This is a genomic window from Bacillus sp. L381, from assembly GCF_030284525.1.
Classification (GTDB): Bacteria; Bacillota; Bacilli; order Bacillales; family Bacillaceae; genus Bacillus; species Bacillus amyloliquefaciens.
This window is the reverse complement of the sequence record NZ_CP127224.1, coordinates 3,701,482-3,726,637: the sequence shown is the minus strand read 5'-3', so window position 1 is coordinate 3,726,637 and position 25,156 is coordinate 3,701,482. Positions and strand designations below refer to the sequence as shown.

The following is a 25,156-nucleotide window of genomic DNA, read 5'->3' as shown; positions in this document are numbered from 1 at the left end:
AAAGATGAAGAAAGCATTGGCAATCCTGGCCGTCGTGGCGGCCGCTGCCGTTATATACGGGCTTCTCTTTTTTCATAACGATATTACAGACAGATTTAATCCGCTTATTCACCAGCAAGATGTCTATGTACAGATTGACCGAGATGGTAAACATCTTAGCCCGGGCGGTACTGAGTATACATTAGACGGATATAATGCGTCCGGAAAAAAAGAGGAAGTGACCTTTTTCGCCGGTAAAGAACTTCGGAAGAACGCGTATCTGAAGGTGAAGGCGAAAGGAAAGTATATCGAGACCTGGGAAGAAGTCAGGTTTGAAGATATGCCGGACTCCGTACAGTCAAAATTAAAATGAATCATACAAAACGGCACAGTGTTATGACTGTGCCGTTTTCTTATTTTTTATTTTCTTCGGCCCGTTTGATCAGCATGTCGGTGATGATATCCATCTGTTTGCTGACGGCAATCGGGTCATACGGATAGAAGGTGTTATAGTCGTTGATAAAGACACGATTGTTCTTCACGGCGTCGAGATTTTTCCAAACGGATGAATCTTTAAGACGCTCAAACGTTTTGCTTTCTCCGTTCGGATTGTAATCGGTAATGAACATATAATCAGCCGCATATTGAGGGATGACCTCTTGGGAAATCTGTTTCATGGCACCCGTTTTGATGATGTCTTTTTCAATTTTAGCCGGCGCTTTTAATCCGAGCGCGTTATAAACGGCCTGGCCGCCGCGGCCGGAATTGTCATTGAAAATCCAGATCTCGCCTTTGTCCGTCGTTTCATAAAGGCCGACTGTCGTATCTTTACCGATCACATCTTTGAGCCGCTTTTGATCGGCTTCAGCTTTTTTGTTAAAGTCTGCCATAAAGCTTTTGGCTTTATCCTTCGCTCCGGCAATGCCGCCGAATAGGCTGACCGTATCTTTCGTATTTTTTGCGGTGTTAAAAGGAATGACAATCGTCGGCGCGATTTTCGATAGTTTCTCGTATTGGTCATCCTTCATCAGTACGATTAAATCAGGCTTCAGCTGCATCACTTTCTCTACATTGACGGGATTGCCGACGTCTGTGATGTGTTTCAGCTGTTTTTTGATAAACGGATTTTTGAAAGCCCATGAGCCCGCCCCGACGACATTTGCATCAACAGACAGCAGCTCACCCGCATAAAAGTCAGTGACGATCCGCTTCGGATGTGCGGGTATGTCAATATTTCCTTTTGCCGATTGATATGTACGCATGTCTGTCTTCTCTTTACCTGATGCTGATCTGCTGTTTTCCTTCGCGCCGCTGCAGGCGCTTAAGGCGAAAACGAGCAGAAGTGCCAGGCCGATCAGCCATGATAGTTTTTTCATTATGATCCCCCTCATTAAATGATAATGATTATCATTATTAATATAGCAGGAAGACCTCATTCCGTCTATGTTTTTTATAGAAAACCTTCCTTGATTATCCATGTTATAGTAGTAAAGGAGGAGGAATGAATGTTGATTACGAAAAGAGGGAACTGGTGGGAAGTGCTGCACAGCTGGTGGCTGCTGCTGACTCTCGTGCCGTTTGCGCTCACTGCTTTCTTGGCCTTTTTCTATATCGGCTACCGGGCCAAGAACAAAAAATGGCTGAAATACGGTCTTATCTATTTTATTATTTTAGCAATTGCTTTTGTGCTGCCGAGCACACCCGGCGTGTATATCGTGCTGCCTTTATGGGTCATCTCCATCATCCACGGTCTGAAGGTGCGGGCGGCTTATTTGATACAGCTTGATGTGTTTAAACAAAACGTCGAAGCAAGAGCGTATGAAGCGGTAAGACATGAGGCGGAAGCAAAATTCAGCGGAAAACCCGCTCACCGCATTAATCTGACAAAACAACAATAAAAACAAATGACAAAGCCGGTATCCTTGCGCTTTGTCATTTGCATGATCGGGCTACTGCTGGTATGAATGCTGCTGGAACGGTGTGTGATGCTGAGTTTGCGGGAATGAAGAAACATTCGTGTTTGTCATCGGTGAAGGCATGTGCCCGCTTACGTCCTGCTGCAGCTGATTGCACACATTCACGATTTGCTGACATTTTTGAATGGCCATTTCATGCCCCTGAAGCGCTTGCTGAATGGTATGAACGGCATGCTGCTCATGGTTAAGCATCTGCTGCAGCATTTGAATGTTTTGCTGTTCTTGCTGAAGCATTTGCTTGTACTGCTGGCTGCTTTGCTGTGTCTGCTGAATCAGCTGCTGTGCTGTCTGGCGGCATTGCTGGAGCTGATTTCCGCTGTATTGGTTTTGGTACATCATGAAAACCTCCTGGAATGATTGATTTTACATATTTATCATGTGAAAGAATGTGAGAGGCATTCATGCAAGCAGGGGATTCAAATATTTACCTGTTATGTATAGAGCGGAATACAAGGCTCGGGAATGGTCTCTCGAGCTTTGTATTCCGGCCCTTTTTCTCAGAAGCCGCCTTCTGTAGCGTGAAAAGGGATATTGAGTCTGTTTTCAACCGCGCGCAGGCGCTGATTCAGGCGGTTTAAGCGGCGGGTATGGATCTCAATCGCCTGGCTCAGCCGTCTGACCTGCTCGCTCATCCGTGTGATTTCCCTGTTTTGGCGCTGGTCTTCATGTGAGAGGCGGGTGAGCTCTCTCGTTTGCTCAGCGTTTTGTCTTTCAAGCTGGGCGACTCTCCGTTCTAAAGCCGTCGGCTGCCGGTCTTCAGCCTGGTAGGGCGCATAATAAGCTTCCTGCTGATACGGCTCATACTCAACACGGTTCACTTCGAATTCCTGCTGCTGAGGGAAATAGGCAGGCGGGGTATAGTTATAGTACTGATATGGGTTCATTCATCATTCTCCTTATCTAGTGAAGTCTTTATACACTATGTAGTCAATTGCACAGTGCCACGGCACCCGCCTAACTTACAGGCGTAAAAAAGCTTCGAAGGAAGGTGATCATGTTGCGGAATATACGGATTTTCATCATGCTGGTTCTTGTTTTCGGATGCGTCATGATGACGGGCTGCCAGCTAAAGAAAGCAGACGATACGCCTTTTTATTACGGGACATGGGATGCAGGGCTGAAGCCGGGACCGATGGACGGGGTCAGATCTGAAACCGTCACGTTTACGAAAGATAGAGTGCTGACAAAGCAGGTCATCAAAGGCCGCGGCGAGGTTGACATGCCCTCAGATGCTTACAAGGTGATATCACAAAACACTGACGGAACGATCGAAATTGAATACCTCGGACATCCGCATCCCGTCAAAAGCACGTTGAAAAGAGGAAAAAATAATACGCTCATTTGGAAGATATACGGAGGAACAAAAACAATGACAAGAATAAAAACCGGCGGGGAGGATGCACATGCGAAATAAAGCTGCCGACAGGCTCGTTTTGACGGGTGTCATCGTACATATCATTCAATGGTTTTCAGTGTTATGGCTATTTTTTATGGTTTTAGACCAGTTTGGGCATTTTACTATTTATAATCCCAATGTCGTCAACGGCAGCATGCAGTCTTTTTCATTCTATGATATGATGCGCGCTCTTCTGTTTTCCGGCACGCTGCGGAATACGCTGCTGCTGTTTTTGTTCGCGGCGCTGCTCATTTACTTATGGGTGAACGCTCTGTTTATCCTGTTAGAAATCGTTTCATATTTCATGATCAGGCGGAACAGCCGTTCATTGTGGGCATACTTTCCCGCAGCGATGGGAATAAAGCTTGCCCTTCTGGACATAGCGGCTGTCCCTTTCTTTGCGGCGGGGCTGATTCTCTTAAAGCAGAAATCAGAGAACGGCGGTGAACAAACCGGCAAGAGGAAAAGACGGCCCCGTATCCGGAAACAAGCCCGGTATATGAAGAGAAGACGGAGAAATCCGTCCGTTTGATTTTTCATTGAAAAGAAAAAACGATATGATGAAAGTATAAGAAGAAAAGGACCACAAAGGAGATGCAGGATGTACAAGTTAATCGCAATAGATATGGACGGAACACTATTAAACGATCATCATGAAGTAACGGCTGAAGTCCGCGGGGCGCTTGATGCGGCTAAAGCCGAAGGAGTCAATATCGTCCTGTGCACGGGACGGCCGATCGGCGGCGTGCGGCGGTATTTGGAAGAGCTGAATTTACAGGAAGAAGGCGACTTTGTGATTGCTTATAACGGCGCCCTCGTCCAAAATACGTATACAAACGGTGTCGTGGCCGAGCAGTCATTAGGCTTTGAAGATTTAGAGGCGCTTCACGAGCTGAGCCTACAGCTGGATACCCCGATGCATTACTTTGACACAGCCAATCTGTATACGCCGAACCGGGATATCAGTGAATACACGGTATACGAATCATACATTACAAAAGTGCCGCTTCATTTCCGCACGATCGATGAGGTGCCGAAGGATATTCTCATTCCGAAAATCATGTTCATCGACGATCCGGACAAGCTGGAGAAAACGATCGCTTCCATTCCGGAATCCTTCAAGGAAAAATACACAATGGTCAAAAGCGCGCCGTTCTTCCATGAGATTCTTCACCCCGAAGTGAGTAAAGGAAACGCGGTCAAGCTGCTGGCTGAAAAACTCGGCATTGAACAAAAAGACGTCATGGCAATCGGCGATAACGGCAACGACATGTCCATGATTCAGTGGGCCGGCTGCGGTGTGGCAATGGCCAATGCCATCCCGGAAGTAAGGGAAATTGCAAATTTTGAAACAAAATCAAACAACGAACACGGCGTAGCGCATGCGATTCAGGAGCTTGTGCTGAAAAAATAGGCACCCCATCAGAGGGTGCTTTTTTACCGTGTGTTTTGGTGATATGATAAGCGGAGAGGGGAGGCGCGATATGGATCGTGAAAAACAGCAGCTCAGCATAGAAGCGGCAAAATTATATTATCAATCAGATTACAGCCAGCAGCAGATCGCCGAACGGCTTAATCTGTCACGCCCCACCGTTTCAAGGCTGCTTCAGTACGCAAAGGAAAAAGGATATGTCCAAATTCGCGTCATGGATCCGTTTGAGGATTTGGATGAACTCGGCGCGAAGCTGGAAGAAAAATACGGACTGCTTGAGGCGCACGTCGTCTTTTCTCCAAGTGACGATTACCCGGCCATTACACATTACTTAAGCCGCTATGGCGCAGACTATATGCATAAAACCGTAAAGGACGGCGATATACTCGGCGTAAGCTGGGGGACGACAATGTACCAGATCGCAAGCCGGATGGAGCCGAAGCAGGTAAAGAGCGTTGAAGTCGTGCAGCTGAAAGGCGGCATCAGCCATTCCAACGTCAATACGTATTCGTCTGAGACAATTCAGCTGTTCGCCGAAGCATTTCAGACCATGCCGAGGTATTTGCCGCTGCCTGTTATATTTGACAGCGCCGATGTGAAACAGATGGTCGAGCGGGACAGACATATTAAGCGGATCATTGAAATGGGCAGACAAGCCAATATCGCCCTGTTTACGGTGGGAACCGTCCGGGATGAGGCGCTGCTTTTCAGACTCGGCTATTTCCGGGAAGAAGAAAAACAATTGCTGAAAGCGCGCGGAGTCGGCGATATTTGTTCGCGCTTTTTTGACGCGGAAGGCAGGATTTGCAGCAGCAGCATTAACGGCCGGACCATAGGAGTCGAGCTCAGCGACTTGAAAATGAAAGAGCGTTCGATTTTGGTGGCGGGCGGCAGCAGAAAATGCAAGGCCATTCACGGTGCCCTGACAGGTAAATACGCAAACGTGTTGATTACCGATCAGCATACGGCCAAAAAACTCATTCAAGAATTGTGACAATTAATGAACATAATTTCAATTACCAATTTACATATGTTCAAAATTCGGTTATTCTAAACGTATCCTAGGAAAAAGGAAGTGCATACAATGTCAATTGCAAGTCAAATAGACCATACTGCTTTGAAACCGCATACACAAAAAGCAGATATTTTACAACTGATAAAAGAAGCAAAAGAATATAAATTCGCTTCCGTTTGCGTGAACCCGACTTGGGTCAAACTCGCAGCGGAGGAGCTGAAGGGCACGGGAGTTGACGTTTGCACCGTTATCGGGTTTCCTCTCGGCGCAACGACATCTGAAACAAAAGCATTTGAAACAAAGGATGCCATCTCAAAAGGAGCCACTGAGGTTGACATGGTCATCAATATCGGCGCGTTAAAAGACGGCGATGATGAAGCGGTTGAGGCTGATATCCGCGCGGTGGTTGAAGCAGCAGATAAAAAAGCGCTCGTCAAAGTGATCATCGAAACATGTCTTTTGACAGATGAAGAAAAAGAGCGCGCATGCCGCTTAGCGGTATCCGCGGGAGCAGACTTCGTTAAAACGTCTACCGGTTTTTCTACAGGCGGGGCAACGGCTGAAGATATCGCTCTTATGAGAAAAACAGTCGGACCGGACATCGGGGTCAAAGCATCAGGCGGCATCAGAACAAAAGCTGATGTTGACAGCATGATTGCTGCGGGCGCAAGCCGGATCGGCGCAAGCGCAGGCGTCTCTATCGTGAGCGGCGGAGACAGCGGCAGCAGCGACTATTAAGCAGCAGTGCGGAAGCTGAAAGCTTCCGCAATCCTCTTTCTTTGTTGATGCATAAAAAATTGTAAGCGAATACAAACAAAAGGAGAACACATATGAAGTATTTCATCGGAATTATTGGAATCATTGTGTTTTTAGGTCTTGCCTGGCTCGCCAGCAACGGCAAAAAAAGAATCAGAATCCGGCCGATCGCCGTCATGCTCGTGCTGCAGCTGATTCTCGGTTACATTCTCCTCAACACCGGAATCGGGAATTTTCTTGTCGGCGGATTTGCCAAAGGATTTAACTACTTGCTGGAATATGCATCAGAAGGGATTAACTTTGTATTCGGCGGACTTGTGAATGCGAAACAGACGACGTTCTTCATGAGCGTGCTTCTGCCGATCGTCTTTATATCCGCTTTAATCGGAATATTGCAGCATTGGAAGGTTCTCCCTTTCATCACGAAGTATATCGGTCTTGCATTAAGCAAGGTGAACGGAATGGGAAAAATCGAATCTTACAACGCTGTCGCATCCGCGATTTTAGGTCAGTCGGAAGTTTTTATCAGCTTAAAAAAACAGCTCGGCTATCTTACTGAACAGCGCTTATACACGCTTTGCGCATCCGCAATGTCGACGGTCTCAATGTCAATCGTCGGTTCTTACATGATGATGCTGAAGCCTGAATACGTCGTGACGGCGCTTGTGCTGAACTTATTCGGCGGATTTATCATCGCTTCTATCATCAACCCGTACACCGTCAGCAAAGAAGAGGATTTGATCGTCGTTCCTGAAGAAGAAAAACAATCCTTTTTCGAAGTGCTCGGTGAGTATATAATGGATGGATTCAGAGTCGCCGTTGTCGTAGCGGCGATGCTGATCGGATTTGTCGCACTCATTGCCCTTGTCAATGGCGTTTTTAACGCGGTCTTTGGCATTACATTCCAGGCGCTGCTCGGCTATGTATTTGCGCCATTCGCGTTTTTAACCGGCATTCCGTGGAATGAAGCGGTGAGTGCCGGAAGCATTATGGCGACGAAAATGGTATCGAATGAATTTGTGGCGATGCAGACGCTCTCATCCGGCGATTTCCATTTTAGTGCGCATACTCAGGCAGTGGTATCTGTATTCCTTGTCTCATTTGCGAATTTCTCCTCTATCGGAATCATTACGGGTGCGGTGAAAGGGCTGCATGAAAAACAAGGAAACGTCGTCGCGCGGTTCGGGCTGAAGCTGCTGTACGGGGCAACGCTCGTCAGCTTCCTGACAGCGGCGATCGTGGGATTGATTCACTGAACATAATTGAAGGACAGGTGATATATCATGAGAATGGTAGATCTTATTGTAAAAAAACAAAACGGTAAAGAACTGACAACAGAAGAAATTCAATTTTTTGTAAAAGGATATACGGACGGAAGCATTCCTGATTATCAGGCAAGCGCGCTGGCTATGGCGATTTACTTTCAGGATATGACGGATCAGGAGCGCGCCGATCTGACAATGGCGATGGTGAATTCAGGGGAAACGATTGATCTCTCCGCCATCGAAGGCATTAAGGTCGACAAACACTCTACGGGCGGAGTCGGCGACACGACAACTCTCGTACTCGCACCGCTTGTCGCGGCGCTCGGCGTTCCCGTCGCTAAAATGTCCGGCCGCGGCCTTGGCCATACGGGAGGAACCATTGATAAACTGGAAGCGATCGAAGGCTTTCACGTGGAATTGTCAAAAGATGAATTCATCAAGCTTGTAAACCGCGACAAGGTAGCCGTCATCGGACAAAGCGGCAACTTGACGCCTGCCGATAAAAAACTGTATGCCCTTCGTGATGTAACGGGTACAGTAAACTCCATTCCGCTGATCGCAAGCTCAATTATGAGTAAAAAAATCGCCGCCGGAGCAGATGCCATCGTGCTTGACGTCAAAACGGGAGCCGGCGCGTTTATGAAGACGGATGAAGACGCCGTGAACCTCGCCAAAGCAATGGTCCGTATCGGAAACAACGTCGGCCGCCAGACGATGGCCGTGATTTCTGACATGTCGCAGCCGCTCGGTTTTGCGATCGGAAACGCCCTGGAAGTTCAAGAAGCTATCGATACATTAAGAGGGGAAGGCCCTGAAGACTTAAACGAACTCGTCCTCACGCTCGGCAGTCAAATGGTCGTTCTGGCGAAAAAAGCCGAGACATTGGAAGAAGCGAGAACGAAGCTGCAGGAAGTCATGAAAAACGGCAAAGCGCTTGAAAAGTTCAAAGAGTTCCTGAGCAATCAGGGAGGAGACGCTTCCGTCGTTGATGATCCGTCCAAACTTCCGCAGGCGGCGTACAAAATTGACGTCCCGGCAAAAGAAGCGGGTGTCGTTTCAGAAATCGTCGCTGACGAAATCGGCGTCGCAGCGATGCTGTTAGGCGCGGGACGTGCGACAAAAGAGGACGAAATCGACCTTGCCGTCGGTATCATGCTCCGCAAAAAAGTCGGTGACAAAGTCGAAAAAGGAGAGCCGCTCGTCACCCTTTACGCCAACCGCGAAAACGTTGACGACGTGACCGCCAAAGTCTATGACAACATCCGCATCTCAGAAAAAGCGGAAGCGCCGAAGCTGATTCATACGCTGATTACGGAATAAGAAAAAAAGGCACATACCTCATCAGTATGTGCCTTTTTTATGGCATGGTTTTATCCAAATGAATGTCACCGACGGATCGTTTCGGCTGTTTTCTTCTCAAAAAACGAATGAGGTAGCACAAGATCATACATGGAATTCCGCAGAAGAGGGCGATTCTTTGATTGGGATCAAATGCAAGGCCTACGCATGAAGCGAAACACAAGATCATGGCAGCGATCGGAACGAGAGGATATAACGGCGTGCGGAAGGTCAGATCCGTGAGGCGGCCGCCGTTTTTTACATAATGTTTTCGAAATAACAGCTGAGACAGGGCGATGCTCATCCACACCACGACGCCGGCAAATCCGGCTATTGCCACAAGCACCACGTAGACCGTGCCCGGAGCGGCGATGCTTGAGATTAAGGATATGCAGGAAACGGCCATGCTGGCGAGCAAGGCGTTCAGCGGAATGCCTTTAGGCGTGACTTTTTTGAACCGGGCGCTGATCATGTTTTCATTAGCAAGTGACCACAGCATCCGGGTGGAAGCGTACAGTCCGGAGTTGGCGACAGAGAGCAAAGCCGTTAAAATCACGAAGTTCATGATATCCGCGGCGTAAGGGATTCCGATCTGGGAAAAGACCGCGACAAACGGGCTTTCAATCACACCTGCTTCCTTCCATGAGATCAGTCCGGACAGCACAAAAATGGCGCCGATAAAAAAGATGACCGTTCTCCAGGCGACATTTCGGATCGAACGCGGAATATCTTTTTCCGGATTGGCGGTTTCACCCGCGGTAATGCCGATCAGCTCCGTCCCTGAAAAGGCGAAGCTTACGGAAATCATTGCGATGAAAACCGCAAGAAAGCCATGCGGAAACAGTCCGCCGTGTGAGGTGAAATTTGACAGCATCGGAGCTTCCGCCGAACCGTGCAACGAAATCAGGCCGAACATCGCGGCGCCGCCTAAGATGATAAATAAAAGGATAGTAACGATTTTGACGCTGGAAAACCAAAACTCCGTTTCTGCAAACAGTTTAACGGAGAATGCATTGGCGGCAAAAAGAAGGGCCGCGAAAATCGCGCTCCACATCCAGACGCTGCTGTGGGGAAACCAGCGCTGCATAAGAATACCGGAAGCTGTAAACTCTGAGCCTACCGTCACCACCCAATTCACCCAATACATGATACCGACCATAAAGCCCGTGGACGGCCCGATAAACGTTGTCGCATACGTTTGAAAAGAACCGGTCACAGGCATGGCTACTGACAATTCTCCGAGACACTGCATGACAAGATACATCATCAAGCCGCCGATTAAGTAGGCGGCGATCGTCCCGCCCGGCCCGGCCTGACTTAACGTATACCCTGTGCTCAAAAAAAGCCCCGTGCCGATGACTCCCCCTAATGAAATCATAAATAAGTGCCTGCTTTTCATCGTGCGCTTCAATTGACTGCCGCCTTTATCAACATCCATTGTGATCTCCCCCTTTTTTCGTGGCATGAGAATACGCCGGCAGCATGTTAACGTGACTGTTTAAATCCCTTTAATGCATGTAAGATGACGTGTGCGGCTGCCCGGCTTGTCATATCGCGAAAATCAAGTGTCGGATCAACCTCAACGATCTCAATACCGGAGATGTCAGCCTCCTGCGCTAAAAATCTGACCGCCTGAAGCAGTTCCTCGGTATACAGGCCTCCGGGACCGATCGCAGGGCAGCCTGGCGCATGTGCTTGATCCAGCACATCCATATCAACCGAAATGAAAATGGAATCCGCTCTTTTTTGAACGGCCGGCAAGGCGTCTTGTATCGTTTGGAGAAGCCCTTTCTCCCGGATCATTTCCATTGTATGCACTTCTGCCTGCCGGTCTTTTACATATTCTTCATATGCCAAGCTGTTGCTGAACTCTCTGATTCCAAGCTGAATCAGGTTTTGGCCGCTTATGATGTTTTCATCTAACAGCCGGCGGAATGGGGTGCCGTTTGTCGGCCCTCCGTCTTCTGTGTTGCGGACGTCGTGGTGGGCGTCGAATTGAAAGACGGCCGTTGTTCCTTTCGTTTCCGCAATGGCTTTGATGGTGGAATAACTGATGGAGTTGTCGCCCCCGAGAATGACGGGCACCCAGTCAGGCTGGTCCGTCAGAATGCCATGAATGGTCTGATAAATGTGCTCATGAGATTTGACGATATCGGTGACATGAATCTGAATATCGCCGGCATCGTATAAATGGTCAATGACATGTCCCCGCAGCTCCGCGGAATAAGCGGAAATGCCGCCGAGCGCGTTGCGGATCGCACCGGGGGCAAAGCAGGCGCCGGAATGGCTGATTGACGACTTAGAAAGCGGAGCGCCTATCAAAGCCGGCCCTTTGATAGGCTGGCCCGCCCACGCTTCCGTCACATCGCCGATCCTTGTCACATGCCGGTCATTGAAGAGCGAGCCGGCTTTTTGCAAAAACGGATACTTATCCAAGAGCGGCTCCCTCCCTTGAAACGACCGTCTTTCCGTTCTTGATGACACGGTGCACATGATTGACGCCGTAATGATACGGAATATACATATAGTTCGGCGCTTCCCAAATGACAATGTCAGCCAGCCGGCCGGCTTTAATTTGTCCGGCCTCTTCGCCTTTCCCGATCGCATAAGCGGCGTTAACGGTGACGGCGTGCCAGATTTCTTCTGCGGTCATTTTTAAATGAAGCGCGGCAATCGACATGATGAGCTGGAGGTTTTCCGTCGGTGAGCTGCCCGGATTGAAGTCAGTCGCCAAACTGACCCGCACGCCCGCATCAATCATCTCACGGGCTCTGGCATAGGTGTGTTTGCCGAGATAGAAAGTCGTGCCCGGCAGCAGGACGGCGATCGTTTCGGACTCTGCAAGCTTGCGGATGCCTTCGTCAGATGCCCCTACCAGATGATCGGCTGAAACAGCGCCCAGCTCTGCCGCCAATTCCGCGCCGCCGAGCGGGTCAATCTCATCCGCGTGGATTTTCAGGCCGAAACCCGCTTCAGCCGCTTTTTTCAGGTAGTTGCGCGACTGGCGGACGGTAAAGACGCCTGTTTCTGTGAAAATATCGGCAAATTGCGCGAGGTCTTTTTCTTTTATTTCCGGCAAAAGCTGCAGCATACGATCCAGGAATTCGTCAGGGCTGTTCTTGTACTCAGGCGGAATGGCATGTGCTCCCATAAAGGTCGTGACAAGGTCGACCGGCTGGCGCTCGCCCAGTTTTTTCGCCGCGGTCAGCTGTTTCAGTTCAGTGTCTTTGTCGAGTCCGTAGCCGCTTTTTACTTCCGCCGTCGTGATGCCGTATGACAGCATGCGTCCGAGGTGAAAAAGCCCTTTTTCAATCAGTTCTTCTTCGGAAGCGGCTTTCGTATCTGTGACCGTTGACAAAATGCCGCCGCCTTGCGCCAAAATATCCAAATAGGACATACCCTGAATTTTCAAATTCAATTCCTTTTCGCGGGATCCGCCGAATACAAGATGGGTATGGGGATCGACGAGGCCGGGGGTGACGAGCCTTCCCCCGCAGTCGATAATGTCTCTTGCCTCGTATCCTTCCTCCGTTCCTTTATGTCCGGCAAAAACAATGCGCCCGTCGTGAATGCCGATAACGGCATCTTCCGTGACTTGAAGGTCCTGCATGCTTCCGCCTGCGCGGGGGCCGCCGGATTCCATCGTTAACAGCTGGCCGATGTTGGTGAGAATCGTATCAATTTGTTTCGGCATGTTACCGCTCCTTTTTCATCGGTATCATAATGTCTTGTTCCTCGGCGACTTGAGCCGCTTTTTCATATCCCGCGTCCGCATGGCGGATAATACCCATTCCCGGATCGCTTGTCAGAACGCGGGCAAGCCGTTCTTCCGCAAGCCGGGTGCCGTCAGCGACCGCGACCATTCCCGCGTGAAGGGAATACCCCATGCCGACGCCCCCGCCGTGGTGGAAAGAAACCCAGCTTGCGCCTGAGGCCGTGTTGACAAGCGCGTTCAGCACCGCCCAATCGCCGACAGCGTCACTTCCGTCTTTCATCGCTTCTGTTTCACGGTTCGGGGAGGCGACTGATCCGCAGTCCAAATGGTCTCTTCCGATGACGATCGGGGCTTTCAGCTCGCCGTTTCTGACCAATTCATTGATGGCGAGGCCCATCTTTTCCCGTTCGCCGTAGCCGAGCCAGCAAATGCGGGACGGCAGGCCTTGGAATGTGACTTTTTTCTGCGCCATGTCAATCCAGCGGTGAAGAGCTTTATTTTCGGGAAACAGCTCTTTTAATAAAGCGTCCGTGCGGTAAATATCTTCAGGGTCTCCGGACAGCGCGGCCCAGCGGAACGGCCCTTTCCCTTCACAAAATAATGGCCGGATGTAGGCGGGGACGAATCCCGGAAAATCAAAAGCATCGGCGAGACCTTCATCTTTGGCAGCCTGGCGGATATTGTTGCCGTAATCAAAGACGATGGCCCCTTTTTTCTTGAAAGCAAGCATGGCTTCCACATGCTTTTTCATACTCTGTTTAGAGAGCCTCACGTATAATTCGGGCTGCTCCCGGCGCAGACGGTCGGCCTCTTCAAGTGAGTATCCGGCCGGAATATAGCCGATCAGCGGGTCATGGGCGGAAGTCTGATCGGTCACGATGTCAATGTGGACTCCGCGGTTCAGAAGCTCATGATGCACCTCTGCCGCATTGCCGAGAAGGCCGATGGATAAAGGCTTTCCGGCTTGTTTGGCTGCCTCGGCCCAGCGCAGCGCTTCGTCAATGGATGCCGTTTTCCGGTCGCAATAGTTTGTTTCAATCCGTTTATCGATCCGTTTTTCATCCGCTTCCACGGCGATGACGACGCCATCATTCATCGTGACGGATAGCGGCTGTGCGCCGCCCATTCCGCCAAGTCCGGCCGTCAGCGTAAGGGTTCCTTTCAGACTGCCGCCGAAATGCTGTCTCGCAAGTTCTGCAAAGGTTTCATAAGTGCCCTGCAAAATACCTTGGGAGCCGATATAAATCCAGCTGCCGGCCGTCATTTGCCCGTACATCATCAGCCCTTTTTTCTCAAGGTCATGGAAATGCTCCCAATCCGCCCATTTCGGCACGAGAACCGAATTGGCCAAAAGGACGCGGGGCGCGCGGCTGTGCGTGCGGAACAGTCCGACCGGTTTCCCGGATTGAATCAGCAGTGTCTCATCATCTTTTAACGTTTTGAGGGAGCGCTCAATCGCGTGAAAAGCATCCCAGTTTCGCGCGGCCTTGCCTATGCCGCCGTATACGATCAGATCCTCCGGCTTTTCGGCAACCTCCGGGTCAAGGTTGTTTCGGAGCATGCGGAGCACAGCTTCCTGTTCCCATCCTAAACATTCAAGTTCGGTGCCGCGGCTGGCGCGGATTGATTTTTTTACTTCAGTCATCTTGTAAGTCCCCCTTCATTGGTCATCAGTTTTTGGTGATGCTCATTCGGCAGAAAAGACTCCTTCTTCAGCCAGTCACTCAGATGCTCGATATCATAAGAAAACACGCGGTCTCCTTGTATGGACGGAACGATGTTTCTCATTTCGAGATAGAGCTGTTTTGTGTACGATGCGCAATGTTCTGCGCCCCGGTATTCCACGGCTTGCAGCGCGCAAATGGCTTCAACGGCAAGCACCCGTCTCGTATTCGCGATGATCTGGTAGGCGTGCCTTGAGGCGATGGTCCCCATGCTGACGTGATCCTCCTGGTTTGCCGACGATGGTATTGAGTCGACACTGGCGGGATGGGCCAGGGTTTTATTTTCCGACACGAGGGAGGCCGCCGCATATTGCATGATCATCGCTCCGGATTGTAAGCCGGGCTGAGGGCTCAGAAAGGGCGGCAGGTCATTCAGCTGCGGATTCACAAGCCGTTCGATACGTCGTTCAGAAATATTCGCAAGCTCGGCAGCCGCAACTTTGAGAAAATCCATGGCAAAGGCGATCGGCTGTCCGTGAAAGTTTCCGCCAGAGATGATTTTGGCGCCGTCCTCGAAAATGAGCGGGTTATCCGTCGCGGCATTCATCTCGATTTCTAATTTTTCTTTTACATACGCTAATGTCTGCCACGATGCGCCATGGACTTGAGGAATACAGCGGATCGAATAGGCGTCCTGGACACGCAGCTCTCCTTGGACAGTCGTCAGTTTGCTGTCAGACAGGTAATAGCGGATTCGTTCTGCGACATCCATTTGCTCTTGATAGCCGCGGGCGGCATGAATATCTTCGTCAAACGCATCCATGATGCCTTGAAGCCCTTCGATCGTTAAGCTTGCAATCCGTTCTGACTGATAGGCCAGCTTTTCCGCCTCAAGGTAAGCGATCAGCCCCATCGCGGTCATGGCTTGTGTTCCGTTGATCAGCGCGAGTCCTTCCTTAGAGGTCAGGACGATCGGCTGAAGATTTGCCTTTTCTAAAGCGTGCGCCGTCGGCATCCGGCCCCCTTCGTAAAAGACTTCGCCTTGACCGATGAGCGCCAGCGCGAGATGAGAAAGCGGCGCCAAATCTCCGCTTGCCCCCAGTGATCCTTGCTGCGGGATGACCGGATGAATGCGATGATTGAGATATGCGAGCAGTTGATCAATCAGCTCAGTCCGCACGCCGGAAAAGCCTTTCAGCAAGGCATTGGCGCGCAAAAGCAGCATGGCCCGCGATACAGATTCGGGAAATGGATCACCGACGCCGCACGCGTGGGAAAGAATCAGATTCAGCTGCAGATCAGCAGCGTCTTCTTTTTGAATCAGCACGTCGCTGAACTTGCCGAACCCCGTCGTGATCCCGTAAATGGTCTTTTCTTCTTGAACAATCCGTTCAACCGCAGCCCTGCTTTTTTTCACCCTTTCCATGCTTTCAGCAGATGCTTGAGCCTCTTCAAAATCAAACAAAACACGCTGGGCATCTGCGGTTGTCAGTGAGGAACCGTCTAACGTTACCATCTTTTCAACCCCTTTTTCTTTACTTTGATAAAGCGCCCATACAAAAAGGAGCTATGCCATGAAAATGATTTTTCACGCATAGCCCCCTATCGTCTAAAATCTATGGGCTGATTCATATGTGATTAATTCCTACTCCAAATGTTTCGTGCTCAAGCCCCTTAATCGGAGCTCCGATCGTGCCGTAAAGTGAAACGGCGATCCAATCGCCTTCCGCCTCGCTCTCATAAGGGTTTCCCCGCAAAACGGCAAATTTAAGGCCGACGGTACGAAGCAGCGAGCCAAGCAGCATTTCGCCCCGCGTCACTCCGTGCAAAGCTTCCATTGTGGCATGATACAGCGCGTGTGATTCACGATAACCCTCTGATTGAATGACACCGCTCTTTTTGGAAGCGGTTTCAATTGCAGCTACCACTTTATGCGCATCCATCGAACCGACCCTGCCGAGACAGACTTTCCAGCCATCCCGTTCCAGCCGGCTGATCTGCTGGCTTTCTTCAGACTCATGAAGCAGAAGAAGGACGGACAATCGCCCGATGCGGCGGTCTTTGTGTAAGGTCATATATGCTTCACTCAATTCTTAAATATTCTGATAACTAGTAACTGTTTTTTATATTAAGTGTTTGCGAATCAGAAGTCAAAACTTTTTTTCCATTCTTTTGCAAATCAGATTGTTATCGCAGTAAAGCGGTACATCACGAAGCCGGCGCTGTTGGTCACATATTCCCGCCATCCCCGTCATAAAATGGAACGTTGTCTTGAAAGCGTTTTTAAGAAAGAGGAGAGCGAGGAGATTTCAGAAAATGAAAACCAGTTTCTTTCGTGTGTGCCTGATCTCAGCAGCGGTCATCGGGTTCACCCTGCCGCAGGCAAAAGCCCAGCATCCGGTTTTTTCAGAGGTCAGCGTCCATGATCCGTCCGTCATCAAAACAGGCGATACATATTATGTATTCGGCTCGCATTTGGCTTCCGCCAAGTCGAAAAACCTGATGCAGTGGCAGCAAATGTCTTCAAGCGTCAATAACAATAATCCGCTGATCCCGAACGTCTACAGTGAATTAAAAGAGACGTTCGACTGGGCCCAGTCTGATACGCTGTGGGCGCCGGACGTCGCCCAGCTGGCTGACGGGAAATTTTACATGTACTACAACGCCTGTAAAGGGGACTCGCCGCGATCCGCTCTCGGTGTCGCCGTGAGTGACAAGATTGAAGGGCCCTACAAAAACAAAGGCATCTTTTTGAAATCGGGAATGGAAGGAAAAAGCGAGGACGGCACGACGTATCATGCAAACGTCCACCCGAACGTCGTAGACCCGCAAACGTTTTTTGACCATAAAGGCAAGCTTTGGATGGTGTACGGCTCTTACTCCGGCGGGATATTCATACTAGAAATGAATCCGAAAACCGGTTTCCCGCTCCCGAACCAGGGTTACGGAAAAAAACTGCTCGGCGGAAATCACAGCTGGATCGAAGGCCCGTACATCAGCTACAATCCGGTAACGAAATATTACTATCTGTATCTGTCATTCGGCGGACTTGACGCGTCAGGCGGTTATAATATCCGCGCGGCCCGCTCCAAAAATCCGGACGGCCCGTATTATGACGCCGCAGGTCATAACATGCTTGAGGCCAAAGGAAAAGACGGCAGTTTCTTCGATGACAAAGCGATTGAACCGTACGGAGTCAAACTCATGGGCAGCTATACTTTCGCCTCACAAGCTGAAAAAGGCACAGGCTACGTCTCACCGGGGCACAACTCCGTATTTTACGACAGGAAAACGAAACGATCTTATCTCATTTTCCACACCCGTTTCCCGAACAGAGGAGAAGAGCACGAAGTCAGAGTGCATGAGCTGTACATGAACAAAGACGGATGGCCGGTTGCAGCGCCGTACCGCTATGCGGGGGAACCGGATACACACATATCGGCAGCCGCCGCAGCCGGAACCTACAAACTCATCCAGCACGGAAAAGACATCACAGCTACGATCAAAACCCAAAAAACCATCCGGCTTAACAACGACGGCACCATTTCCGGGGAAATGACCGGAACCTGGACAATAACCGGCAGCAGCAAAGCCCAAATCAAACTGAACGGCACAAATTATGACGGCGTCTTCCTGAAAGAATGGGACTCAGCGAGAGAGAAAGAAGTCGTGACGTTTAGTGTGCTGAGCGGTGATGGGGAGGCTGTTTGGGGAGTGAAGTAAACCAGCACCAACTCCATTGTGGAGGGTGCTTTTTTTGCTTGTTAATTTGGAAAATGACCTTCTATTGCTTTTAATAAACTAATTGAATTATGATGGACTCAACCTCTATCGTTTGCTGTGAACAGTATAATTTGAAAACTAAAAATATGGATACATACCTGAGAAAAAACGAAAGGAAGTTTATTTTGAAAAAAACAATAAAAGTAGCCGCCGCAGTTATACAAAATGAAAACAATGAAATTTTATGTGCTCTACGTTCGCCAACAATGTCTCTTCCTAATCTGTGGGAGTTTCCTGGTGGGAAGCTTGAAGAAGGAGAGAATGCTCAGGAAGCACTTGTGCGAGAAATTGAAGAGGAACTTGACTGTAAAATTGTTGCGGGCGATGTGATAGCCGACATTCATCATGAATATGAAAAGGTCATTGTAAATTTAATTTCAATAAAAGCGAAGATTGTATCAGGAAAGCCGGTAGCGAAAGAGCACGCAGAATTCAGATGGGTGCCTATCCGTGAGCTTGAATCACTAGAATGGGCACCCGCTGATCTTCCGACAGTAGCTGCTTTAATTCGTTAAATCTACATACAAGTTTTCTGGGACAGGCTGATGAAGCTTCCATTTGACATTCATTGGCTTGTCTCCGTGACTTGATACGTAATCCGCTTCCCCTAAATAAATAAATGGTAAAGTGATGTTGTGCATTTCAGTGAATTTCCTCACAAATAAATGAATATGGTATCCTTTTTCCTTATGGTGAATAAAGTTTTGACCTACGCTTGAAGCATGTGAGGTTTGGTTTTGACTTTGCCAATGAAAATGGCTAGGATCAATAAAATAATCTTTATATAGCAAATGGTCTTCTACTTTTTCTGACTTATTCAAATTAATAAAGATTAAATAGTGATTTTTAACTCTACGTACACCCTCTCGCCAAGTTCCTTCCTGATCAGTTGACTGAAAAAGATAAATGAGCTCATTTCTTGTATAGGTTTGATACATTGTAAGCTTTATCTCTTTTGAAGTCAGGGCTTCAATATTGTTCATTCTACGATATTCAATGAGACCAAATTGCACCCGCTCCATGATATAGTTTCCAAAAATAGAATCCTTTAAGATTTGATTTACTTTAGGGCCTACCTTGAATGTACGATCTTTAATAGAGCCGAATGACCAATTCTGTTTCTGAGCAGGCTTTGTTAAACGCTCCATCGCTCGTTCAATAAGGTTATCATGTGTATTTGTTGTGATTTTGATATGAAATTGTTGCTCTAATGTCTCTTTCACTTTTTCGACCGTGATAATATCGGAATGAAAGGCACAATGCAAAATTAACCATTCATAAGGCCACTTAATAGGTAATTGCTGTTCTAATCTGGCTACCATTTCTACAACCATTGAATGGTTGAGAATGAGTTGATCTTTCTCGTTCAAATCATCCATTTTCTTTTTTGTCTGTACCCATGATTTGTATTTTTTTATAAAAAAGGTAAGTCCAGGTGCTTGTTCAGAGTATAGAAAATCAATTAATTCTGGAGATCGTCCAAGCTCTTGTTTAAATTGCTTGTATAACGTTTTCAGCATGGCATCTGAATTTAGTTTAATATGATCGATTTTATTCAAAATTTCTTTTTTCGTTACAGCTGAAAGGTCAACATATGATCCCCCAGGTAAATCCGCAAATTCATGCGTCACGGCTACTCGGAGGGAATCTTTATCAAACGATTTTTGGCTTGTTTGTCCAGATAGTGCGAGTGGAATAATGAATGACTTTTGGTAGTTTCCGATAAAATCCAGTATCGTTACAAATTCTTTGTCGTCAGTTTTTCTTAGTCCCCGTCCTAATTGTTGAATGAAAATCGTTGGTGATTCTGTTGGTCTAAGGAATAATAGTAGATTGAGTTTTGGAATATCTATTCCTTCGTTGAAAATATCTACTGTAAATATAAGTTCTAAACTATGGTGCGGATCCTCCAATTGACGAATGACCTCTTGTCTTTTTGAAGGAGAATCATTTCCTGTTAAATAAGTTGTATAAAATCCCAATTTATTAAATTCGTCACTCATGTATTTTGCGTGTTCGACGTTTGTACAGAAACCTAAGCCAACCATTTTCTCACCGTGGAATCCATACATGTTGATCATCTTGATGATATATTCTACTCGTTTATGAGTTTTTAATTGGTTTACTAGCGATTTCTCTTCGTACAGCCCATTTTTCACTTTTACTTTTTCGTAATCTACAGTAGGATCTGAAATTCCAAAATAGTGAAAGGGCGCAAGTAGCTCTGCCTTTAGGGCATCTCGAAGTCTGATCTCATAAACAACATTATGATCACAAATCTGAAGGACATCTTTACCGTCAAGCCGCTCTGGTGTTGCAGTTAAACCTAATAAAAACTTCGGTGTAAAGTAGTTTAATACAGCTTGATAGGTAGATGCTTCTGCATGATGGAATTCATCAATCACTATGTAGTCGAATTCATCTGTTGAGAAGGATTCCAATGTTTCTTTTTTATGTAGCGTTTGTACAGTGCTAAATAAAAAACGCTTATCTCTTTCTTTTTTCGTTCCAGTCAATAAACCAAAATCTTCATGATTATTTGTGACTTTCTGGAATGTTTCGATTGCTTTTGTTAGTAACTCTTCCCGGTGGGCAAGAAAAAGATATTTATTTGGTTTAAATTGCTCAAAATCAAATGCTGCTAAAAATGTTTTTCCAGTGCCAGTAGCGGCGATGATGACTGCTTTTGTTTCCCCTTCGTTTCTTGTTTTTTTAAGGTTTTGTAACGCTTCCTTTTGCATGGCATTCGGGGACATTTTCGTTTTGTAAAGAGGGTTTTGAGCAACAAAGGAAGCACTTACCTTTTGGCTTCCAGCTTGGAATTCCTCATAGGCTTGTAAAAATTGTTCGTCAACAGGCTGTGTCTTTTCATTCCAAACCGTGTCAAACAAATCTTTTGTTTGTTGGTAGACAGGGAGATATCTCGTTTCAGGTAGCCTAACATTTAACTCATACCCGGTTGTAAGTGCAGCTTGTGATAGATTTGAAGAACCTACAATGACACTATGCTGTCCAGAACAGCGTTCAAATAAGTAGGTTTTCGTATGGAAAGATTTTTTATATTCATTGACAATTCTCAGCTCAACATTTTCAAATTGAAGAAGATGTCTTAACGCTTTTGGTTCTGTAATGCCCATATAGGTTGATGTAATGATGCGTACAGGGACATGTCTCTTAGCAAGCTCCTGAAGTGGAGGGATCAGAAGCTGAACACCAGACCACCGTGTAAAACTGACCATAAAGTCTACCCGATCCGCCGTTAACATCTCGTGTTTTAATGTTTTGAAAAAGTTATCATGAGTTTGATGATTTCCTAGCAGTTTCAGACGATTTAGAGAAAATTCATCTGAAATAGGAAGTTCCATTTCATTTAAGCTGTAAAGCACTGTGGAAAGTGGTAATGAAAAATTCGCATGTTGTCCAAGCTGAGATGAAACCTTCTCGCTCAGCTGAATCGCTTGCTCATACTGATCTTGATCCACAAGTGTTTGAAATGTCTCGCTGAGTTGTTTTGCCGTATGTAAAGTCAAAACCTCTGTATATTCTTTGGGGCTAACCGGTTGAATGTGATGTGATGTTGGATAAAGTTTTTGTTGTTGCTGAATTTCCTCATGGAAGCCTCTAAGATTTCTCATCATAATCTCCTTTTTTGTATCAATAATTTCATTTTATCACTACTTTTACCAATAGGTAATACTAAATAAGGAGAGAATAAAGTCCTATTTGCTAGGCATGGAGGGAATGAAATTTTAGAAAATAATGAATAGAAGCAAGAGAGGCGATCGAAGACGGAGTCGACCTGATCGGCTACACGTCGTGGGGGCCGATTGACCTCGTCAGCGCCTCAACCGCTGAAATGAAAAAACGCTACGGCTACATTTATGTGGATCGGGACAATGAAGGAAAAGGCACGTTAAAGCGCATCAAGAAAAAAAGTTTCAGCTGGTATCAGCAGGTCATCGCGACAAATGGAGAAAGTCTGTAAGGCAATGTTCCGGAGAAAGCCGGCAAAATTGACATTCAGCAATGAGAGGAGGACAATAAAAGCAGAAAGGCGGGATTCATATGTTTAAAAAAATTCTTGCAGCAGTAGACGGTTCAGACATGAGCAGCAAAGCCCTGGACGCAGCCATCCACCTGGCGAAAGAACAGCGGGCTGAGCTCACCATTCTCTATGCTGGACGTGAAGCCGTTGTTTCCACATCAGCCTTAACCGGGATTGTCTATGTTCCGGAGAACTTCATTGAAGACATCAAACATGAAGTCGAGCAAAAAGGAGCAGCCATTCTGGAAGATGCCAAGCAAAAAGCGGCGGAAAGCGGAGTAGAAGCGGAAAGCCTGTACGTCCAAGGTGAGCCTGCGCATCAAATTTTAAACATAGCGAAAGAACAGCATTTCAATCTGATTGTCGTCGGAAGCCGAGGAATCAGCGGATTTAAGGAAATGATGCTCGGAAGCGTGAGCCACAAGGTCTCACAATTGTCTCCTTGTCCTGTACTGATCGTTCGTTAAACAAACGGCCCTGCTGATGCGGGGCTTTTTTCATGAGAAAAGACCTCCGTCGGCTGAAAAATATGATGATTTCTTCCTCTGAATCAAGTAAAATGGCTGTTAGTATTTGTCTGAATAAACAGTCAATGATATGGAGGAAGAGCACGATGCAAGCTAAACAAACATCAAATGCCGTCATCAAAATGGTGATTTCTATGGTGATTTTCGGATCAATCGGCTTTTTCTCAGAACATACGAATGTGCCGTCGATTGAACTGGTTTTTGTGAGGTGTCTGTGCGCCTCATTGTTTCTGGGTGTTTGCTGGTTTGGTTCCGGACGTTACCGCACCGAACAATGGAACCTGCGGGAGGTTCTGCAGACGCTGGCCTGCGGATTTTTTCTTGTGCTGAACTGGGTGTTTTTATTTAAATCGTTTGAGGAGACATCAGTGACGATCGCGATTTCCGTTTATCATTTGGCTCCGGTTCTCGTCCTTCTCCTCGGGAGTCTCATATACCGGGAAAAACTGCATCTCGCATCCGTCAGTTCTATCGTAATTTGTTTTCTGGGAACCGCCCTGATTTCCGGCATCAACGGAAATACGTCCTTTTCCCAGCTGATGGGATCGGGTATTATTTGGGCCGTGCTGGCCGCTCTTTTTTATGCCTTTACGACACTGGCCGGGAAAGGCATAAACAGCCTCAGCCCATATGCGGTCACCTGTTTGCAGACCGGATTGGGCGTCATCATTCTTCTCCCGTTCGTCCGTTTCGGCGCTTTTTCTGATTTGTCGCAGGTGAACTGGATCATGATTGTGTCGACCGGCATCATTCACACGGGAATTGTGTATTTGCTCTTTTTTGACAGCCTGAGGTTTTTATCCACTCGGTTTATTTCAATCATCGTATTTCTTGACCCGGCTGTCGCGATCGTGCTTGACACCGTGTTTACGGGATTTCGCCCCGACCTATATCAATCTTTGGGGATTATGATGATTTTTGCGGGGATGGCGCTGTCCCTGATTCGAAAGCAAAGAGCCGTGCCGACGGAAGCTCAGGCAGACAGCACCCGTATATAGGCGGCCGTATTGGCTGCTTTTTTTGTTTTGGGTCTTTTCAGCCATAACGAAAAAGCAGACAAACAGATCATGGAAAAAGAGGATGGTAATTGTATAATACTTCTTATGTTTACATTTTAAGAGAGTAAAGGAGTGAAGGGCATGATAAAGAAGACGCGTCATCTCGCTTTCTTGGCTGCACTCGGCTTTGCGCTTTGTCTGGCCATCGTATGTTCCGCATCCAAGCAGGCAGAAGCGGCAGCGGCTTATCCGGATGTGATGCAGGGACTTACCGGATTTGCGGGAAATGCGAAGGATCATAACGGAAAAGCAAAATCAGCCGTATCGGGAGGCCAGGGCGGCTCCGTTGTCTATGTCAGCAATCTCAATGATTTGAAAAACAATGCGGGCGGGACAGACCGCAAAACCATCGTCATCACAAGTGATATTTACTCCCCGGGTAAAGCCGTTGTGACAGTCGGCGCCAATAAAACCATCGTCGGCTCTTATACCAGCCACAGGCTGACCAATATCTATCTGACCACTGGCTCCGGCTCAAACAATGTGATTTTCAAAAACCTCATTATCAGCCATAGTGCCGCCATTACGGGCAACAACGACATTCCGATGTACATAGCGAACGGACAGAATTACTGGATTGACCACGTGTGGTTTGAAGGGCACAGCTACAATCCGAACAGCCACAGCGATTTGGGAAAGCTTCTGTATGTCGGCGCCAAAGCGGATTTTGTGACTCTTTCTAATTCTAAATTCTCCGATCATCTGTACGGCCTGATTCTCGGTTATCCGAATGATGATAACGAAGGACGCAATTATATCGGCTATCCGCATATGACCATCACCAACAACTATTTTAATAACGTCTATGTCCGTTCGCCGGGCCTGATGAGATACGGCTATTTTCACGCAAAAAACAACTATGTGACCAATTTCAATTTAGGATTCACCATTCATACAAACGCGACTGTCTTCTCAGAAGCCAACTATTTCGGTAACGGAAATGAAAAAGGCGGAATGATAGACGACTACGGAACGGCCCAATTTACCGACATCGGTTCATTCCCGTCGCTCAAAGCCCCGAAATCACCGCGCACCGGCTGGAATCCGAGATCAAATTACAGCTACGGCACGCTTTCAGCACAGGATGCCAAAAACTTCGCCCAATCCTACGCAGGAGCGCAAAATACAAATCTCCGCTATCCATAATACGAAAAACCGCCGGCCTCGGCGGTTTTTTTGTGGGTAAAAGGTTATAAATCCCTGTAAT

At 47.6% G+C, this 25,156-nt stretch carries 24 protein-coding genes and 1 pseudogene; 15 read left to right on the top strand and 10 right to left on the bottom strand.

Annotation, left to right across the window (positions count from 1 at the left end):
* Positions 1-4 precede the first annotated feature (4 nt).
* Positions 5-352 carry a YxeA family protein gene (locus QRX25_RS19100; RefSeq protein ID WP_212099899.1) on the top strand — a complete coding sequence of 116 codons (348 nt, stop codon included), beginning with the start codon at positions 5-7 and terminating at the stop codon, positions 350-352.
* 40 nt (positions 353-392) lie between these two features.
* On the opposite strand, the gene QRX25_RS19095 is transcribed toward QRX25_RS19100, so the two are convergent.
* Positions 393-1,355 (bottom strand): iron-hydroxamate ABC transporter substrate-binding protein, encoded by a 963-nt coding sequence (locus QRX25_RS19095; protein WP_212099897.1) that lies wholly within the window; start codon positions 1,353-1,355, stop codon positions 393-395.
* 129 nt (positions 1,356-1,484) lie between these two features.
* Here QRX25_RS19095 and QRX25_RS19090 point away from each other — a divergent pair, with 129 nt between their 5' ends.
* Positions 1,485-1,877, top strand: a complete 393-nt coding sequence (locus QRX25_RS19090) for a hypothetical protein (RefSeq protein WP_115996421.1) — start codon at positions 1,485-1,487, stop codon at positions 1,875-1,877.
* 51 nt (positions 1,878-1,928) lie between these two features.
* Here the strand turns inward: QRX25_RS19090 and QRX25_RS19085 are convergent, their stop codons facing one another.
* A complete protein-coding gene (locus tag QRX25_RS19085) occupies positions 1,929-2,291 on the bottom strand; it encodes a hypothetical protein (protein ID WP_014471248.1) in 363 nt (120 codons plus the stop codon).
* Positions 2,292-2,452: 161 nt separating this feature from the next.
* Complete coding sequence (locus QRX25_RS19080) at positions 2,453-2,839, bottom strand: hypothetical protein (RefSeq protein ID WP_065982726.1); 387 nt, start codon at positions 2,837-2,839, stop codon at positions 2,453-2,455.
* Between the two features lie 110 nt (positions 2,840-2,949).
* Here QRX25_RS19080 and QRX25_RS19075 point away from each other — a divergent pair, with 110 nt between their 5' ends.
* The 7 genes from QRX25_RS19075 (at position 2,950) to QRX25_RS19045 (ending at position 9,139) form a co-directional block, all read left to right on the top strand.
* The gene (locus tag QRX25_RS19075; protein ID WP_115996425.1) at positions 2,950-3,369 is read left to right on the top strand and encodes a lipocalin family protein; all 420 of its coding nucleotides are present in this window, start codon (positions 2,950-2,952) and stop codon (positions 3,367-3,369) included.
* Entirely contained in the window at positions 3,359-3,883 is a 525-nt protein-coding gene (locus QRX25_RS19070; RefSeq protein WP_115996427.1) for a hypothetical protein, read from the top strand. Before QRX25_RS19075 ends, QRX25_RS19070 begins: the two co-directional genes overlap by 11 nt.
* A gap of 69 nt (positions 3,884-3,952) precedes the next feature.
* Entirely contained in the window at positions 3,953-4,765 is an 813-nt protein-coding gene (yidA, locus tag QRX25_RS19065; RefSeq protein ID WP_115996429.1) for a sugar-phosphatase, read from the top strand.
* Between the two features lie 70 nt (positions 4,766-4,835).
* Positions 4,836-5,777 (top strand): DNA-binding transcriptional repressor DeoR, encoded by a 942-nt coding sequence (deoR, locus tag QRX25_RS19060; RefSeq protein WP_065982722.1) that lies wholly within the window; start codon positions 4,836-4,838, stop codon positions 5,775-5,777.
* A 90-nt stretch (positions 5,778-5,867) separates the two neighbouring features.
* A complete protein-coding gene (gene deoC, locus QRX25_RS19055) occupies positions 5,868-6,536 on the top strand; it encodes a deoxyribose-phosphate aldolase (RefSeq protein WP_004393277.1) in 669 nt (222 codons plus the stop codon).
* 92 nt (positions 6,537-6,628) lie between these two features.
* Positions 6,629-7,810: a NupC/NupG family nucleoside CNT transporter gene (locus tag QRX25_RS19050; protein WP_065982721.1), complete on the top strand. Its 1,182-nt coding sequence runs from the start codon at positions 6,629-6,631 to the stop codon at positions 7,808-7,810.
* Between the two features lie 27 nt (positions 7,811-7,837).
* Positions 7,838-9,139 (top strand): pyrimidine-nucleoside phosphorylase, encoded by a 1,302-nt coding sequence (locus QRX25_RS19045; RefSeq protein WP_065522952.1) that lies wholly within the window; start codon positions 7,838-7,840, stop codon positions 9,137-9,139.
* Positions 9,140-9,176: 37 nt separating this feature from the next.
* Here the strand turns inward: QRX25_RS19045 and QRX25_RS19040 are convergent, their stop codons facing one another.
* The 6 genes from QRX25_RS19040 to hutP all read right to left on the bottom strand — a co-directional run bounded on the left by QRX25_RS19040 (position 9,177) and on the right by hutP (position 16,611).
* On the bottom strand, positions 9,177-10,595 hold the full coding sequence (locus QRX25_RS19040) for an amino acid permease (protein WP_115996430.1): 1,419 nt from the start codon (positions 10,593-10,595) through the stop codon (positions 9,177-9,179).
* 47 nt (positions 10,596-10,642) lie between these two features.
* A complete protein-coding gene (gene hutG, locus QRX25_RS19035) occupies positions 10,643-11,593 on the bottom strand; it encodes a formimidoylglutamase (RefSeq protein ID WP_212099895.1) in 951 nt (316 codons plus the stop codon).
* A complete protein-coding gene (gene hutI, locus QRX25_RS19030) occupies positions 11,586-12,851 on the bottom strand; it encodes an imidazolonepropionase (protein ID WP_115996434.1) in 1,266 nt (421 codons plus the stop codon). The genes hutG and hutI overlap by 8 nt, the downstream gene beginning before the upstream one ends.
* 1 nt (position 12,852) lies before the next feature.
* Positions 12,853-14,517: a urocanate hydratase gene (gene hutU / locus QRX25_RS19025; protein WP_115996436.1), complete on the bottom strand. Its 1,665-nt coding sequence runs from the start codon at positions 14,515-14,517 to the stop codon at positions 12,853-12,855.
* Positions 14,514-16,052: a histidine ammonia-lyase gene (hutH, locus tag QRX25_RS19020; protein WP_115996438.1), complete on the bottom strand. Its 1,539-nt coding sequence runs from the start codon at positions 16,050-16,052 to the stop codon at positions 14,514-14,516. The genes hutU and hutH overlap by 4 nt, the downstream gene beginning before the upstream one ends.
* A gap of 112 nt (positions 16,053-16,164) precedes the next feature.
* Positions 16,165-16,611, bottom strand: coding sequence for a histidine utilization transcription antiterminator HutP (gene hutP, locus QRX25_RS19015; protein ID WP_013354132.1), 447 nt, complete (start codon positions 16,609-16,611; stop codon positions 16,165-16,167).
* Between the two features lie 241 nt (positions 16,612-16,852).
* Between hutP and abnB the strand changes: the two genes are divergently transcribed.
* Both abnB and QRX25_RS19005 read left to right on the top strand, forming a co-directional pair.
* Complete coding sequence (abnB, locus tag QRX25_RS19010; protein ID WP_212099893.1) at positions 16,853-18,259, top strand: arabinan endo-1,5-alpha-L-arabinosidase AbnB; 1,407 nt, start codon at positions 16,853-16,855, stop codon at positions 18,257-18,259.
* Between the two features lie 185 nt (positions 18,260-18,444).
* Positions 18,445-18,834, top strand: coding sequence for a (deoxy)nucleoside triphosphate pyrophosphohydrolase (locus QRX25_RS19005; protein WP_115996443.1), 390 nt, complete (start codon positions 18,445-18,447; stop codon positions 18,832-18,834).
* Here the strand turns inward: QRX25_RS19005 and QRX25_RS19000 are convergent.
* The gene (locus QRX25_RS19000) at positions 18,823-21,954 is read right to left on the bottom strand and encodes a DUF3427 domain-containing protein (RefSeq protein ID WP_212101818.1); all 3,132 of its coding nucleotides are present in this window, start codon (positions 21,952-21,954) and stop codon (positions 18,823-18,825) included. The genes QRX25_RS19005 and QRX25_RS19000 overlap by 12 nt on opposite strands.
* A gap of 128 nt (positions 21,955-22,082) precedes the next feature.
* Between QRX25_RS19000 and QRX25_RS18995 the strand changes: the two are divergent.
* The 4 genes and pseudogenes from QRX25_RS18995 to QRX25_RS18980 form a co-directional block, all read left to right on the top strand.
* A pseudogene (locus QRX25_RS18995) lies at positions 22,083-22,304 on the top strand (family 1 glycosylhydrolase); the annotation flags it as partial.
* A gap of 80 nt (positions 22,305-22,384) precedes the next feature.
* On the top strand, positions 22,385-22,831 hold the full coding sequence (locus QRX25_RS18990) for a universal stress protein (RefSeq protein ID WP_115996447.1): 447 nt from the start codon (positions 22,385-22,387) through the stop codon (positions 22,829-22,831).
* Positions 22,832-22,977: 146 nt separating this feature from the next.
* Entirely contained in the window at positions 22,978-23,889 is a 912-nt protein-coding gene (locus QRX25_RS18985; protein ID WP_373925706.1) for a DMT family transporter, read from the top strand.
* Positions 23,890-24,030: 141 nt separating this feature from the next.
* Positions 24,031-25,095 (top strand): polysaccharide lyase family 1 protein, encoded by a 1,065-nt coding sequence (locus tag QRX25_RS18980; protein WP_065982707.1) that lies wholly within the window; start codon positions 24,031-24,033, stop codon positions 25,093-25,095.
* Positions 25,096-25,156 lie beyond the last annotated feature (61 nt).

What these genes read in the sequence shown, in the direction of transcription:
- QRX25_RS19100 (WP_212099899.1), top strand. Translation starts at nt 5, where the DNA reads ATGAAGAAAGCATTGGCAATCCTGGCCGTCGTGGCGGCCGCTGCCGTT.
- QRX25_RS19095 (WP_212099897.1), bottom strand. Translation starts at nt 1,355, where the DNA reads ATGAAAAAACTATCATGGCTGATCGGCCTGGCACTTCTGCTCGTTTTC.
- QRX25_RS19090 (WP_115996421.1), top strand. Translation starts at nt 1,485, where the DNA reads ATGTTGATTACGAAAAGAGGGAACTGGTGGGAAGTGCTGCACAGCTGG.
- QRX25_RS19085 (WP_014471248.1), bottom strand. Translation starts at nt 2,291, where the DNA reads ATGTACCAAAACCAATACAGCGGAAATCAGCTCCAGCAATGCCGCCAG.
- QRX25_RS19080 (WP_065982726.1), bottom strand. Translation starts at nt 2,839, where the DNA reads ATGAACCCATATCAGTACTATAACTATACCCCGCCTGCCTATTTCCCT.
- QRX25_RS19075 (WP_115996425.1), top strand. Translation starts at nt 2,950, where the DNA reads ATGTTGCGGAATATACGGATTTTCATCATGCTGGTTCTTGTTTTCGGA.
- QRX25_RS19070 (WP_115996427.1), top strand. Translation starts at nt 3,359, where the DNA reads ATGCGAAATAAAGCTGCCGACAGGCTCGTTTTGACGGGTGTCATCGTA.
- yidA (WP_115996429.1), top strand. Translation starts at nt 3,953, where the DNA reads ATGTACAAGTTAATCGCAATAGATATGGACGGAACACTATTAAACGAT.
- deoR (WP_065982722.1), top strand. Translation starts at nt 4,836, where the DNA reads ATGGATCGTGAAAAACAGCAGCTCAGCATAGAAGCGGCAAAATTATAT.
- deoC (WP_004393277.1), top strand. Translation starts at nt 5,868, where the DNA reads ATGTCAATTGCAAGTCAAATAGACCATACTGCTTTGAAACCGCATACA.
- QRX25_RS19050 (WP_065982721.1), top strand. Translation starts at nt 6,629, where the DNA reads ATGAAGTATTTCATCGGAATTATTGGAATCATTGTGTTTTTAGGTCTT.
- QRX25_RS19045 (WP_065522952.1), top strand. Translation starts at nt 7,838, where the DNA reads ATGAGAATGGTAGATCTTATTGTAAAAAAACAAAACGGTAAAGAACTG.
- QRX25_RS19040 (WP_115996430.1), bottom strand. Translation starts at nt 10,595, where the DNA reads ATGGATGTTGATAAAGGCGGCAGTCAATTGAAGCGCACGATGAAAAGC.
- hutI (WP_115996434.1), bottom strand. Translation starts at nt 12,851, where the DNA reads ATGCCGAAACAAATTGATACGATTCTCACCAACATCGGCCAGCTGTTA.
- hutU (WP_115996436.1), bottom strand. Translation starts at nt 14,517, where the DNA reads ATGACTGAAGTAAAAAAATCAATCCGCGCCAGCCGCGGCACCGAACTT.
- hutH (WP_115996438.1), bottom strand. Translation starts at nt 16,052, where the DNA reads ATGGTAACGTTAGACGGTTCCTCACTGACAACCGCAGATGCCCAGCGT.
- hutP (WP_013354132.1), bottom strand. Translation starts at nt 16,611, where the DNA reads ATGACCTTACACAAAGACCGCCGCATCGGGCGATTGTCCGTCCTTCTT.
- abnB (WP_212099893.1), top strand. Translation starts at nt 16,853, where the DNA reads ATGAAAACCAGTTTCTTTCGTGTGTGCCTGATCTCAGCAGCGGTCATC.
- QRX25_RS19000 (WP_212101818.1), bottom strand. Translation starts at nt 21,954, where the DNA reads ATGAGAAATCTTAGAGGCTTCCATGAGGAAATTCAGCAACAACAAAAA.
- QRX25_RS18990 (WP_115996447.1), top strand. Translation starts at nt 22,385, where the DNA reads ATGTTTAAAAAAATTCTTGCAGCAGTAGACGGTTCAGACATGAGCAGC.
- QRX25_RS18985 (WP_373925706.1), top strand. Translation starts at nt 22,978, where the DNA reads ATGCAAGCTAAACAAACATCAAATGCCGTCATCAAAATGGTGATTTCT.
- QRX25_RS18980 (WP_065982707.1), top strand. Translation starts at nt 24,031, where the DNA reads ATGATAAAGAAGACGCGTCATCTCGCTTTCTTGGCTGCACTCGGCTTT.